The sequence below is a fragment of the Porphyrobacter sp. HT-58-2 genome (assembly GCF_002952215.1).
Classification (GTDB): Bacteria; Pseudomonadota; Alphaproteobacteria; order Sphingomonadales; family Sphingomonadaceae; genus Erythrobacter.
On record NZ_CP022600.1, the window covers coordinates 2087881 to 2101752 of the forward strand.

A 13872-nucleotide genomic window follows, 5' to 3' on the forward strand; every position below is an offset into this window, starting at 1 on the left:
CAATGGGCAAGGAAACCGGATTTCTCGAGTTGGACCGCCGCGAGCGGGATTATCTCGATCCCAAGGAGCGGTTGAAGAACTACCGCGAATTCGTCATCCAGCCGGATGATGCGACGCTGACCGGGCAGGCTTCGCGCTGCATGAATTGCGGGATTCCCTACTGCCATAACGGCTGTCCGGTGAACAACATGATCCCGGACTGGAACCACCTCGTCTACGAGGCGGACTGGAAGCGGGCGCTGGATAATCTACACTCCACCAACAACTTCCCCGAATTTACGGGGCGCATCTGCCCCGCACCCTGCGAGGCGGCGTGCACGCTCAACATCATCGACCAGCCGGTGACCATCAAGTCGATCGAATGCGCCATCGTCGATCGCGGGTGGAAGGAAGGCTGGGTCAAGCCGCAGATCGCCGAGAAGAAGACCGGCAAATCGGTAGCGGTGGTCGGTTCCGGCCCGGCGGGTCTCGCCTGCGCGCAGCAGCTGGCGCGCGCTGGCCATTCGGTGACGGTGTTCGAGAAGTCGGACCGGGTGGGCGGCCTGCTGCGTTACGGCATTCCCGACTTCAAGATGGAAAAGCACCTCATCAACCGTCGCTGCCAGCAGATGGAAGCCGAAGGGGTAACGTTCAAGACCTCCAAGGAAGTGGGCGTCGATGTGTCGTTCAAGTCCTTGCAGGAGAATTTCGACGCGGTGGTGCTGGCAGGCGGTGCGGAAGATGCGCGCCAGCTCGCCATTCCCGGCGCCGAAATGCCTGGCGTGCGATTGGCGATGGAATTCCTCACCCAGCAGAACAAGCGCGTGGCGGGCGATGATGAACTGCGTGCCGCCCCGCGCGGGAGCCTGTTGGCGACCGGCAAGCATGTCGTGGTGCTTGGCGGAGGCGATACCGGCAGCGACTGCGTCGGCACCTCGAACCGACAGGGCGCCTTGAGCGTGACGCAGCTCGAAATCATGCCCAAGCCGCCGGAGAAAGAGGACAAGGCGCTGACCTGGCCCGATTGGCCGATGAAGCTGCGCACCTCGTCCAGCCATCAGGAAGGTGTCGAGCGCGACTGGGCGGTGCTCGCCAAGCGCGTCCTTGGTGATGGCGAGAAAGTCACCGGCCTCGAATGCGTGCGCGTCGAATGGCAAGGCGGGCAGATGCAGGAAATGGCGGGGACTGAATTCACCATCCCGGCTGATCTCATCTTGCTGGCGATGGGTTTTGTCGGGCCGAAGAAGGCAGGGCTGCTCGAACAGGCGGGCGTCGATCTGACCGCGCGCGGCAATGTCGATGCCGACACCAACAATTACGCCACCAGCGTTCCGGGCGTGTTCGCCTGCGGCGACATGCGGCGCGGTCAGAGCCTTGTGGTCTGGGCGATCCGCGAAGGCCGTCAGGCCGCCCGCGCGGTGGACGAGGCGCTGATGGGGGTTTCCGAACTGCCGCGCTGAGCCATGCCCGCTCCGGTTCTTCCCAAGGCGCTGGCCTTCGACGTGTTCGGTACGGTTGTCGACTGGCGCACCAGTGTTGCGCGGGAGTCCGCAGCGTTCCTAGCGGCGATCGGACACAGCGACATTGATGCAGCCGCTTTTGCCGATGCGTGGCGGGCGCAGTATATCGCGGCGATGATCGGGATGCGCAAATCGGGCCGCGCCTTCGTGCCGCTCGATGTGCTGCACCGCGAGATGCTGGAAGCGGCCTTTCGCGAGCGCGATGTCGATCCGGCGCGCCTTGATCCTGATCTACTGGCCGACTGGAACCGCGCCTGGCACCGGCTTGATCCCTGGCCGGACACGGTCGAGGGGCTGACCCGGTTGAAGACGCGGTTTCCGATAGTCACGCTGTCGAACGGGAATGTCGCGCTGTTGCTGACGATGGCGCGGCGCGCTGGCCTGCCGTGGGATGCTATTCTGGGAGCTGAGATCACGAAGGCCTACAAGCCCGATCCGCAGGCCTATCTCGGCACTGCCGAAGTGCTGGGTATTGCCCCCGGCGAACTGTGCCTTGTCGCCGCGCATCATGGCGATCTGGCAGCGGCGCGGGCCTGCGACTTGCAGACGGCCTACGTCGATCGCCCGGACGAATATGGCGGCGCGCCCGCGCCTGACGCGCATCACGAGCAGGTGTGGGAGTGGTCCGCGCCGAGCCTGACGGCGCTGGCTGATCAGCTGGGCTGCTGAACGCGCGCCTCAGTCGAAGCCGACAAACCGCGCCGCTTCGTCCACGCTGCGGCGGGTGATCTTTACCGGGTTGGCCGGAAAGTCGGGATCGGGCCAGCCCAGTGCGACAGCCTTCATGATCACCTGATCGTCTGGGATGCCGGCATGTTCGCGCACCACCGGCGATTGCATGATGCCTTGCGAGTTGATCACACAGCCGAGCCCCTTGCTCCACGCGGCATTGACCAGCGCCGTTGTCACCGCGCCGCAATCGAACACGGTGTCATCGGCGTCGGAGAGTTCCTTGTCATAGGTGACGATCACGCACACCGGCGCGTCGAACTGGCGGAAGCCGCGCAGCACCCAGTCCTGGCGGGCCTCCTTGTCGTCGCGGGCGATGCCCATCGCCTCGAACAGCTGGATCGCGCAGCCCACCTGCCGGTCGCGGTGGACGCCCTGGAACGGGTGGCCCTTGCGGAATTCGCGGCTGTCGGGCTCGCCTGCAAGAATGCGCTCGGTGTTGCCCTTGCGGATGCGGTCGAGTGGCTCTCCGGTGATGACGTGGAAGTGATAGGGCTGGGTGTTCATCGAGGAGGGCGAGCGCATCGCCATCGCCAGCACCTCCTCGATCAGGGCGCGCGGCACCGGCTTGTCGAGATAGCCGCGGATGCTGCGCCGCCCGAGCACCACCTCGGCGTAAGTCTGGTCAGGCGTCCCGCCCATTTGGTCTCTCCCTTGCGTGTCGCCGCAGCGGCTAGCGCAAGGGAGAGAACTTGCAAAGGGTCAGCGGCGTGCGGTTACCGCTCCTGTGAAGGTCAACGGAGCGCCCGTTTCCGTCTGACCTTGTATACCGAAACCGTAACCGGCCTCGCGTCCTTGCGGGCCGAAAAACCAACCGCCAAAGGCCGAATCGCCAACCCGAACAAAATTTCCTTCGAGCGGCCCGACAAAGCTTTGCACGTTGTCTTCAAGGGTTGAGGTGCCTGATGCGCTGCCAAGCTGGGTGCGGGTGTCGGATAGGATGCCCGGCCCGAGGACTTGACGGCCCACGAAGGTAATCTGTGTCAAGATCTGGAGTGTTGCCGGATTGGCGCTGAGGGTGACCACGCTTTCGCTCAGATCATAGGACGTGGGCTGGCCTTGGATGATCGTGAACGCATTCCCGATCACGGTAAAGGATGAATAGGTGATGGTGCTGGTCGGCAGCGGATCGGTGAGCAGTGTCGGCACGCCGTAAGTGCAGTAATATGTGGTGCTCGGATCCGATGGGCGGGCGCGGATGACATGCACGAAGTTACGGACATATTCTCGGGTGATGCCTTCGACCGGCTTGTTAGCGAGCAGAAAACGGTTGTTGAAACCGAAACCATCGGGGCGCACGTAATCCGTCAGATTGGTGAAGGGGCTATTGGCATCAATGTCGGCAGGGGTGAACTGGGTGTCGAAGTTTTCGGCGTTGAGTGACAGTCCACGCACTCGGTAGCTTTCGGCACCGTCGGTCGATAGTGACAGCCGGAATGAAGTGCCGCCTCCTGCGGGCGGGGGGTGCTGTCGCCCAGCCCCTGAACCGGGACGATCTGGTCGCTGAAATTCCCGGCGCAGGCGGTGAGGAAACTCCGAGCGCCGGTGAGCTGTGCCAGCGTCTGGTAGGTCGGCGTAGGCGAGGGCGTAGGCGTAGGGGTTGGCGCAGGAGTGGGTGTGGGCGTCCCACCACCACCAGTCGGAGGCGGAGAACCGCCGCTGTCTCCGCCTCCGCATGAGGCGAGAAGCGCACAACCGATGACAAACGCGAAACGACGCGAAACAAGCATTAGGCGACCCCCTTGCTGAAGAATCATGCGGCGGACGAGCCACCCCTGGGGGCAATATCTATGCAATCAGCTTTTGCCGGAAAAGGAATTTTTACTGCAAGAATAATATTATACGGAAATTGTACAAAACCGACATTGGCCGATTGGCCGACCACGGATTTCCGCCAATTCGACGGCAGGTCAGGTGCCGATTCAACGCCCGGCGACAAGAATTTTGGCCGCTGTCAATCGGTCTGACTAACGCTCGGTGTAGCCGCCGCGCCACAGTGATCGGGTGGCCGGTCAGGCAGCCTTGGCGAGCTCCAGTTCGAGCCGGTCCCATATCTCGACCAGCGCGGCCGTCAGCTCGTCCATCATCTCATCGGTGTGGTGCGGCCCCGGCGTGAAGCGCAGGCGTTCGGTGCCGCGCGGGACGGTGGGGAAGTTGATCGGCTGCACATAGACGCCATATTCGGCGAGCAGGATGTCGCTGATCTTCTTGGCGCGGATCGGATCGCCCACCATCAGCGGGACGATGTGGGTGACCGAGTCCATCACCGGCAGGCCGGCTTCCGCAAACTTCAGCTTGAGCACAGCGGCGGCGCGCTGCTGGGCGTTGCGTTCGACCGAAGACTCCTTGAGGTGCCGCACCGAGGCGAGCACGCCTGCCACCAGCACCGGCGAGAGTGAGGTCGTGAAGATGAAGCCCGGCGCATAGCTGCGGATGCAGTCCACCACTTTGGCGCTCGCGGCGATATAACCGCCCATGACGCCAAAGGCCTTGCCCAGCGTGCCTTCGATGATGTCGATGCGGTGTGCGGCGTTGTCGCGCTCCGAAATCCCGCCGCCGCGTGCGCCGTACATGCCGACCGCGTGAACCTCGTCGATGTAGGTCAGCGCGTTGTATTTCTCGGCAAGGTCGCAGATCGCGTGGATCGGGGCGACGTCGCCGTCCATTGAATAGACGCTTTCGAAAGCGATCAGCTTGGGCGTGTCGACAGGGACGCTCGTCAGCAGTTCTTCGAGATGGGCCACATCATTGTGGCGGAACACCTTCTTCTCGCAGCCCGAATTGCGGATGCCTGCGATCATGCTGGCGTGGTTCAATTCGTCGGAGAAGATCACGCAGCCCGGCAGCAGCTTGGCGAGGGTCGAGAGCGTCGCGTCGTTTGACACATAGCCGGATGTAAACAGCAGGGCCGCGTCCTTGCCGTGAAGGTCCGCGAGTTCCGCCTCGAGCTCGACGTGAAGGTGCGTGTTTCCGCCGATATTGCGGGTGCCGCCCGAGCCTGCGCCGACATCGTGGAGCGCGGCTTCCATCGCCCCGATCACCTTGTCGTGCTGGCCCATGCACAGATAGTCGTTGGAACACCAAACCGTGATCGGCTTGGGACCATTGTGGCCATGGAAGCAGCGCGCGTTGGGGTAAGCGCCCTTGTTGCGCAGAATGTCGATGAAGACCCGGTAACGGCCTTCCTCGTGCAGCCGGTCGATCGCGGAATCGAAAATCTGGTCGTAGTTCACTCAGCGCTCTTTGTGCTTGCAGCGGGAGGGCCAGGCCCAGCCCCGCGAAGTTCGTGACATGTGCGCCCATAACCCATGAGCGGGCCATTCGTTTCGCGATTATCTAGGTCAGGGTTATCGCTTTTGCCACAGTGATCTTTGCGAGTGCCTCGCAAGCCTCAGAAGGCTTCAGCTGGCCCGAAACCGCGCGCGGCCAGCGCCGCTTCGAGCCCGGCCGCCCCGTTCAGCGGCCCGGTCACAATGAAGCGGTTGGGGCCGCTGGCCGCAAAGCGCTGGCCTTCAAGCAGGTGGGCAATGCGCCGCGCGATGCCCGCTGCGCCGTCGACCTGCGCTATCCCCGGCCCGAAGGCGGCGGCCAGTTCTTCCGACAACAGCGGGAAATGGGTGCAGGCCAGTACCAGCGTGTCGAGATCGTCGGCACCCGGCATGGCCACCAGACGGTCACGCACATCGGCAATCACCGCTGGATTAACCCGCTCACCGCGTAGCTTGGCCTCAGCAGCGCCCACCAATGCGGGTGCGGCGATGCGCAGCAGGTGCTTGCCGCCTGCAAACTGTGCCTCAAGGTCATCGACGTAGGCCTGACGGATCGTCGCCTCGGTGCCGACGAGGCCGATGGTGCCGGTTTTCGTCAGGGCCGCAGCAGGCTTGATTGCCGGCACGGTGCCGACAACCGGCACCTCCAGCACATCGCGCACCATGCCCAGCGCAATCGTGGAGGCGGTGTTGCAGGCAATGCAGACGAGACGCGGGCTGAACCGCTCGGTCATCCGCCCGAGCAGGCCTGCGACCCGCGCGGCGATCTGCGCCTCGGTCTTGGTGCCATAGGGCAGGCCCGCAAGGTCAGCGGCGTAGATCACCGGGGCATCGGGCAGCACCTTGCGCAGCGCGTCATAGACGGTGAGCCCGCCGACGCCGGAATCGAACAGCAGGATGGGGGAATCCGGGTTCACTCAGCAACTTCCGTTCGCCCTGAGCTTGTCGAAGGGCCATTTTTCCGTACAGGAGTTGCGCTAGAGAAAGTGCGGGGGTTGGGCAATGCCCAGCTACGCTTCCGACAAGCTCAGCCCGAACGGAGATATCGCTTGGAATCGCTTTTCGCTGCTCTTTTGGGTTTTGCGCTTGGCTCGATCCCCTTCGGCCTGATCCTCACCCGCGCCGCCGGGTTGGGCGATGTGCGCCAGATCGGCAGCGGCAGCATCGGCGCGACCAATGTGCTGCGCACCGGGAACAAGGGGTTGGCAGCGGCCACCGTGCTGCTGGATGCGGCCAAGGCAGCTGTTCCGGTTTTGATAGCCCCTCTGCTTTTCGGCCCGGTTGTCAAGGTCATGGACGCGCCGACGCTTGCCCAACTTCAAGGATTGGCTTCCATCGCTGCGGTCGCAGCTGTGGCGGGACATTGCTTCACGCCGTGGCTCGCCTTCAAGGGCGGGAAGGGCTTTGCGAGTGCGGCCGGAGCGCTCGCAGCGCTGGCGTGGCCCGCGATGCTCGCCTGCGCCGTGATTTGGGCGGCGACGTTGTTCCTCAGCCGCATTTCCAGCGTCTCCTCGCTCGTCAGCGTCATCGCCGCCCCCGTGGTGGCATGGGCGCTGGGCTATCCGGAGGTCATCGCGCCGCTGATCGCCATTGCCGCCATCGTCATCGTCCAGCACCGCGCCAATATTGGGCGGCTGATGCGGGGGGAGGAGCCGCGCGTCGGATCCTCGGCCAAGCCGTGATGCGGGGCATCATCTGATGGAGCAAAAGGGGTCGCAGCCAATGCTCTCACAGCCAGAGGCCTTTGCGCGTATTCGCCTGTTGCGCTCGCCCAATGTCGGGCCGGTCAGCTATCGACAGCTGATCGCCCGCTTCGGCTCGGCGGCGGCGGCGCTCGATGCCTTGCCCGATCTTGCGAGCCGTGGTGGGCGCGCCTACCGTCCGGCGAGCGTGGACAGCGTCGAGCGCGAGGTCGTGGCGGTCCGCGCGGCGGGTGCGCGCTATCTGTTCCACGATCAACCCGATTACCCGGCGCTGCTGGCCGAACTCGACTCTGCACCACCGATCCTCACCTGCCGCGGCAGGCTGGCGCTCGCCTCTGAGCCCTGTGTTGCGCTGGTCGGCGCGAGGAACGCCAGCGCCGCCGCCGTCAAGCTCGCCCGTGACTTCGCCGCTGCGCTCGCCGAGGCGGGGTTCACTGTCGTCTCGGGGCTGGCGAGGGGCATCGATGGCGCAGCGCATGAAGGCGCCTTCCCGCGCACCATCGGCGTCATCGCCAGCGGTATCGACATCGCTTATCCGCCGCAGCACACCGAATTGCAGGAGCGCATCGCCCACGAGGGCCTGCTGATCGCCGAACAGCCCCCCGGCACAGAGCCGCGCGGACGGCATTTTCCCTCAAGGAACCGCATCATCGCCGGTCTTGCCAGCGGCACGGTTGTGATCGAGGCCGCGCCGCAATCGGGTAGTCTCATCACCGCAAGGCTGGCGGCCGAGGCGGGGCGCGAAGTCATGGCGATACCCGGCTCCCCGCTCGATGCCCGCGCTGCGGGGTGCAATCAGCTCATCCGCGAAGGCGCGGTGCTGGTGCAGGCGCCCGAGGATGTGATCGAACTGCTCCAGAGCTTCACCGGCGCGCCGCGATCGCGCTTTAGGGTCAGCGACGGGGCGACGGATTTCGATTATGCTGAACTGGCGCGGCTCGACTGGGGTGAAGCACGCGCCGATCTGTCGCGCGATGTCGAAAGCCTGCTGACCAATGCCCCCGTCAGTGTCGATGAACTGATCCGCCAGTCCGGCGCGAGTGCGGCTGAAGTCCACATGGCGCTGCTGGAACTGGAACTGGCGGGCGATCTGCTGCGCGAGGCCGACGGCACCGTGCGGCGGGCGGGATAGGCGCGTCCCCTCTTGCACATCCCCCTTGACGCTGTAAGCCGCGCCGCTTCACCCTCGCGCGTGTACACGTAAGGGACACATCTCAGCGCCATGCAGCTTGTCATCGTCGAATCCCCGGCCAAGGCCAAGACCATCGAGAAATATCTCGGCAAGGACTTCAAGGTTCTCGCCTCTTACGGCCATGTCCGCGATCTGCCGCCCAAGGATGGGAGCGTGAAGCCTGACGAGGACTTCGCGATGGATTGGGAACTGTACCGGGACAAGCAGAGCCGCTTCAAGGAAATCGCCGACGCTGCCAAGGGCGCCAGTCGGCTTGTGCTCGCGACCGACCCTGACCGCGAGGGCGAAGCGATCAGCTGGCACGTTCTGGAGCTGCTGAAGAAGCGCAAGAGCCTGCCTGCGAGCGTTGACCGGGTCACCTTCAATGCGATCACCAAGCAGGCCGTTACCCAGGCCATGGAAAAGCCGCGGGAGCTCGATCAGCCGCTGATCGACGCCTATCTCGCGCGCCGCGCGCTCGATTATCTGTTCGGCTTCACGCTGTCGCCGGTGCTGTGGAGGAAGCTCCCCGGGGCCAAGAGCGCAGGCCGCGTGCAGTCGGTCGCACTGCGCCTGATCGTCGAGCGCGAGCGCGAGATCGAGGCGTTTCGCGCCGATGAATACTGGAACGTCGTTGCGCGAATGCAGCATGACGGGACGGAATTCGACGCGCGGCTGGTGCGGTTCCGGGGCGAAAAGCTGGAGAAGCTCAGTCTGGGCCACGAGGGCATCGCGCTGGAGGCCAAGGCTGCCGTGGAGGCGGGGCGTTTCACTGTCGAAGGCGTCGAGACCAAGCCGGTCAAGCGCAACCCCGCGCCGCCGTTCACCACCTCGACCCTTCAGCAGGAAGCCGCGCGCAAACTCGGCTATTCGGCGCAGCACACCATGCGCCTCGCCCAGAGCCTCTACGAGGCAGGCGCGATCACCTATATGCGCACCGACGGCGTGCAGATGGACATGAGCGCGATTCACGCCGCGCGCGATGCCATCACCGCCCGCTTTTCCGAGGATTACCGTCCCGAAAAGCCGCGCTTCTACAGCACCAAGGCCAAGAACGCGCAGGAAGCGCACGAGGCGATCCGTCCGACGGACTTCACCCGTGAACGGGCAGGGACGGGGGACGAGGCGAAACTTTACGACCTCATTTTCAAGCGCGCCATGGCGAGCCAGATGGCGACCGCGCTGCTCGAACGCACTACCGTCACCTTGCGCGATGCGACCGGGAGCCACGAGCTGCGCGCGACCGGGCAGGTGATCCGCTTCCCCGGCTTCCTCGCCGTTTATCAGGAAGGACTGGATGATGCGGATGATGAGGAAGGCGGCCTGCTGCCGGTGATGAAATCGGGCGATTGTCCGGCCAAGCGCGGCGTGGAGGCGACTCAGCACTTCACCCAGCCGCCGCCGCGTTTCTCCGAGGCGAGCCTCGTCAAGCGGCTGGAGGAGCTCGGGATCGGGCGGCCCTCAACCTATGCCGCGACTATTCAGACCCTGCGTGACCGCGCCTATGTGCGGATGGAGAAGAACCGCTTTTTCGCCGAGGAATCGGGCCGCCTGCTGACGGCGTTTCTCGAACGCTTCTTCCCCACCTATGTCGCCTACGACTTCACCGCCGGCATGGAGGACGAGCTCGACGTCGTCTCCGACGGGCGCGAGGACTACAAGGCGCTGCTCGCCCGCTTCTGGCGCGACTTCAAGCCCAAGGCCGACGAGGTGATGGAGAAGCTGCCTTCGGAAGTGACCGAGGCGCTGGACGATTACCTTTCCGACTTCCTCTTCCCACCCCGCGAGGACGGCAGCGATCCGCGCGCCTGTCCGCTGTGTGCGGCGGAAGGGCGGGCCAATGGCCGACTCAGCTTGCGCGGCGGGCGCTTCGGGGCCTTCGTCGCCTGCGCCAATTACCCCGAATGCAAATACACCCGCCGCTTCGCTCAGCCGGGTGGCGAGGGCGAGGGCGGGGCCGAGGACGGCGTCATCGGCCAGCACCCCGAAACCGGGGAGGATATTCACCGCAAGTCCGGCCGCTTCGGCCCTTACGTGCAGATGGGCGATGGCAAGGAGGCCAAGCGCGCGAGCATCCCCAAGGATCTCGACGACTTCGACCTCGATTGGGCGGTAAAGCTGCTCGATCTGCCCCGCATCATCGGCGCGCACCCTGACACGGGGCTGGAAATCGAAGCCAATATAGGACGTTACGGGCCTTACCTCAGGCACGACGGCAAATACGGCAAGCTCTCCAACACCCGTGAGGTGTTCGAGGTGGGGATGAACCGTGCGGTCGATATTCTTGCTCAGGCCGCCAATCGCGGCGCGGGCGGCGCGGCGCGCGGCAAGGCGGAGCCCATCGCAACCCTCGGCATGCATCCGACCAGCGGGGGCGAGATCAAGGTCATGCCGGGTCGCTATGGGCCTTATGTCACCGACGGTACGACCAATGCCACGATCCCGCGCGACGCCAAGCCTGAGGAGGTGACGCTCGAAGTTGCGATCGAATTGATCGATGACCGCGCGGCAAAAGGCCCGGCCAAGGGGAAGGGCAAGGCGAAGAAGAAAGCTGCACCCAAAAAGACCGCGACGAAAAAAGCGCCTGCGAAAAAGAAGGCACCGGCCAAGAAGGCCTGAGCCTTGCGATGAAATGCGCGCCGGGGCGGGTCAAAAGCCCGTTCCGGCGCCCGCGCGTTGGTAAATCATAAAGCATTTGCCCCGTAGAAACGGCGAGAGACAAAGGGCTCCCGCCGTGATTGAAATCGAAGTCCAGAACGAGACCCATCAGACCCAGAGCCGTATTCGCTTTGCCGCGGTGCCGCGCATCGGTGAAGGCCTGCGCCTGCGCGAGCCGGACGGGATGTGGGCCAGCTACGACGTGCTCGACGTGTGGTACCAGAAGGCCGAATTCGGCGATGTGTGGATGCCCTATCTCCATGTCCGCGTGACACCGGGCGAGGTGGTCGGCGCGATCGAGGCCGATCCATTTTCGGATGATTACGCCGCGCAGGGCTATGAGGCGGGCTATGCCGCCGCCAGTGGGGGGCGCTGAGCGTGCAGAATCTGATCAAGCGCAATTCCGGCCCCAACCGCCGTGCCGGGATGGAGGGCAAGACCCTCGCGGAAAAGCTCGCCCAGAACGAAAGGGCGCAGGAGGCGGTGCTGGCTGCTGCTGCGGAGGCGGGCGAAGCCGAAACGGCAGGGCAGACCGCCCGCACCGCGCCTGTGCCCGCTGCGCGTCCGGTTCAACCCGCGCCTGCGCCTGCGCCGTCACCAGCGAGCGCTGCCGGGTCTGACGACACCGCCGCCATCGTTGCCGCGGCCAAGGCGATGCGTGACCGCTATCCGGGACGCGAAGCCCCTGCTGCGCCGCAGCGCACCTGCCTGATTGTCGATGACAGCCGCGTGATCCGCAAGGTTTCCAGCAAGATCGCCTTGAGCCTCGGCTATGTGCCGATCGAGGCTGAAAACGGCGAGGAGGCGCTGGCGCGCTGCAAGAAGTCCATGCCCGATCTGGTGCTCACCGACTGGAACATGCCGGAAATGGACGGGATCGAGTTCGTGCGCCGCCTGCGCGCCATCCCCACGCCCAAGGAGCCGACCGTGGTGTTCTGCACCTCCAACGGCGAGGCCAAGGACATCCACGACGGCATCGCTGCGGGTGCGGATGATTATATCGTCAAGCCGTTCGACGAGGCAGCACTGAAGGCCAAGCTGGAGAAGCTGGGGCGGGGGTGAGGCGACAGCCTACGCGTCATCTCAGCGACAGCGAGGACCCGGGACAATCAAGCGCTTTCATCGCGAGCGTGCCACTTAGCCGATCCTAGGCCCCAGCTTCCGCTAAGATGACGATGATATTGGCAGCGTTCCCCTTTTCCCGGCCATTTTCTTGCTTTACCTCGGCCGCGACGTCTAACGCGATTGGGGTGCAAGACATGAACTCCGCTTTTCCTCGTAGCCTTGCGGTTCTGCTCAGTGTGGCTTGCGCAGGTTGCGTGACGTCAGCTTCGGTTCCCAAGGGCGCAGCGTTCGGGCCGGACTTTGCCGAGGCGACGTTTGAAATGGGCGTCAAGGACTCTGTCGGCTTCGGCCATGCCACGAATCAGGAATACCGGGTTGGTGACGTTGCGCGGATCGAGGACGCGGGCATCGTCAAGATATTCACCTGGGCTGCGAAAAAGCCGATGCCGTTCCTGCTGCAAGCCGGCAAGGAGGTCACTGTCTTTGCCAAGATGGACCGCACGACTGGCGCTCCAGGGATCACCAGCACGACCGACAACTGGTGCATCAACGCCTCGCGCTTTACCCCGGCACCCGCGACCCGCTACCGGGTGGTGCAGAAGGGCAGCGCCTTCGGTTCCTGCGCTCTGACTGTGGTTGAAACCGAAACGGGGCGCGTACCGGAAGGGCTGGAGGTGATCCTCTTCCCGCCGAGCGAAGCGAGGGACTAGGGCCGCGATCAACGCAAGTTGATTTGACAGTGTTCAGCTCACACGCGGGTGAACCTACCGCACCCAGTCCAGCCCGATCTCCTCGAACACTTCCTTGTCCTCGGCCCAGTTTTCCAGCACCTTCACGTGCAGGAACAGGTGGACCTTTACCCCCAGCACCTCGGCCAGTTCCGCCCGCGCCGCTGCGCCGATCGCCTTGATCTTCGATCCGCCCTTGCCGAGCACGATCGCGCGCTGGTTGTCGCGGGTGACGACGATCTGCTGGTGGATCTCCACGCTGCCATCGGGTCGCACTTCGTATTTCTCGGGCCGCACTGCGCTGTCATAGGGCAGTTCCTCATGGAGCTGCTTGTAGAGCTGCTCGCGGGTGATCTCCGCGGCGAGCAGTCTTTCGGACGCGTCTGAGACCTGATCTTCGGGGTACATCCATTCACCCTCCGGCATCAGCCGGGCGAGGGCGTCCTTCAGTTCCGGCACCCCGTCACCGGTGAGCGCCGAAACGAAGAACACCTCGGCAAAGTCCACCTTGCCGGTCAGTTCCTGCGCCAATGCCAAGAGCGGTTCCTTCTTGGCGCGGTCGACCTTGTTGAGGACGAGGATTTTCCGCTCCGGGCGGGTCGCCAGCGTCTCCAGCAGGGGTTCCAGCTCGTGGCGGCGCTGCTTTATCGGATCGACCATCAGCAGCACCGCGTCAGCCGCCTCCGCGCCTTCCCACGCGGCGCTCACCATCGCGCGGTCCAATCGGCGGCGGGGAGCGAAGATGCCGGGCGTGTCGACGAGGATCATTTGCGTCGGCGCACCCTCTACCTCATGCAGCGCAATGCCGAGCATCCGCGCGCGGGTGGTCTGCGCCTTGGCGCTGGTGATCGCGACCTTCTGGCCGACAAGGGCGTTCACAAGAGTCGATTTGCCGGCGTTGGGCGCGCCGAGCACGGCAACAACGCCGCATTTCTGTTTGGTCATTTGATGACTTCCTCGCCGCTGTTCTTCCGCTTTGCTCCAAAGCGGCTGCGGGCGGCCGCTTGGCCTTGCGAAAACTTTCGGTTTCGATCTTGCACTACAAATCCG

General features: G+C 64.4%; 13 protein-coding genes. 8 read left to right on the plus strand and 5 right to left on the minus strand.

Annotation, left to right across the window (positions count from 1 at the left end; genetic code table 11):
- Window positions 1-2 precede the first annotated feature (2 nt).
- A complete protein-coding gene (locus CHX26_RS09810) occupies window positions 3-1439 on the plus strand; it encodes a glutamate synthase subunit beta (RefSeq protein ID WP_104942212.1) in 1437 nt (478 codons plus the stop codon).
- A 3-nt stretch (window positions 1440-1442) separates the two neighbouring features.
- A complete protein-coding gene (locus CHX26_RS09815; protein WP_104942213.1) occupies window positions 1443-2168 on the plus strand; it encodes a haloacid dehalogenase type II in 726 nt (241 codons plus the stop codon).
- 9 nt (window positions 2169-2177) lie between these two features.
- On the opposite strand, the gene CHX26_RS09820 is transcribed toward CHX26_RS09815, so the two are convergent.
- The 4 genes from CHX26_RS09820 to murI form a co-directional block, all read right to left on the minus strand.
- A complete protein-coding gene (locus CHX26_RS09820) occupies window positions 2178-2870 on the minus strand; it encodes a nitroreductase (protein WP_104942214.1) in 693 nt (230 codons plus the stop codon).
- Between the two features lie 60 nt (window positions 2871-2930).
- Window positions 2931-3623, minus strand: coding sequence for a hypothetical protein (locus CHX26_RS09825; RefSeq protein WP_172449782.1), 693 nt, complete (start codon window positions 3621-3623; stop codon window positions 2931-2933).
- A 617-nt stretch (window positions 3624-4240) separates the two neighbouring features.
- Window positions 4241-5461 (minus strand): 5-aminolevulinate synthase, encoded by a 1221-nt coding sequence (gene hemA, locus CHX26_RS09835; RefSeq protein WP_104942216.1) that lies wholly within the window; start codon window positions 5459-5461, stop codon window positions 4241-4243.
- A 158-nt stretch (window positions 5462-5619) separates the two neighbouring features.
- On the minus strand, window positions 5620-6414 hold the full coding sequence (murI, locus tag CHX26_RS09840; protein WP_104942217.1) for a glutamate racemase: 795 nt from the start codon (window positions 6412-6414) through the stop codon (window positions 5620-5622).
- 132 nt (window positions 6415-6546) lie between these two features.
- Here murI and plsY point away from each other — a divergent pair, with 132 nt between their 5' ends.
- The 6 genes from plsY to CHX26_RS09870 all read left to right on the plus strand — a co-directional run bounded on the left by plsY (window position 6547) and on the right by CHX26_RS09870 (window position 12804).
- Entirely contained in the window at window positions 6547-7179 is a 633-nt protein-coding gene (gene plsY, locus CHX26_RS09845; protein WP_104942218.1) for a glycerol-3-phosphate 1-O-acyltransferase PlsY, read from the plus strand.
- Window positions 7180-7195: 16 nt separating this feature from the next.
- Window positions 7196-8332, plus strand: a complete 1137-nt coding sequence (gene dprA / locus CHX26_RS09850) for a DNA-processing protein DprA (protein WP_104942219.1) — start codon at window positions 7196-7198, stop codon at window positions 8330-8332.
- Window positions 8333-8422: 90 nt separating this feature from the next.
- Window positions 8423-10990, plus strand: a complete 2568-nt coding sequence (gene topA, locus CHX26_RS09855) for a type I DNA topoisomerase (protein WP_104942220.1) — start codon at window positions 8423-8425, stop codon at window positions 10988-10990.
- 115 nt (window positions 10991-11105) lie between these two features.
- The gene (locus CHX26_RS16095; RefSeq protein ID WP_233997107.1) at window positions 11106-11405 is read left to right on the plus strand and encodes a hypothetical protein; all 300 of its coding nucleotides are present in this window, start codon (window positions 11106-11108) and stop codon (window positions 11403-11405) included.
- A 2-nt stretch (window positions 11406-11407) separates the two neighbouring features.
- Entirely contained in the window at window positions 11408-12091 is a 684-nt protein-coding gene (locus CHX26_RS16225; RefSeq protein ID WP_335682293.1) for a response regulator, read from the plus strand.
- A 257-nt stretch (window positions 12092-12348) separates the two neighbouring features.
- A complete protein-coding gene (locus CHX26_RS09870) occupies window positions 12349-12804 on the plus strand; it encodes a hypothetical protein (RefSeq protein ID WP_104942221.1) in 456 nt (151 codons plus the stop codon).
- A 54-nt stretch (window positions 12805-12858) separates the two neighbouring features.
- On the opposite strand, the gene era is transcribed toward CHX26_RS09870, so the two are convergent.
- Window positions 12859-13767 (minus strand): GTPase Era, encoded by a 909-nt coding sequence (era, locus tag CHX26_RS09875; protein ID WP_104942222.1) that lies wholly within the window; start codon window positions 13765-13767, stop codon window positions 12859-12861.
- Window positions 13768-13872 lie beyond the last annotated feature (105 nt).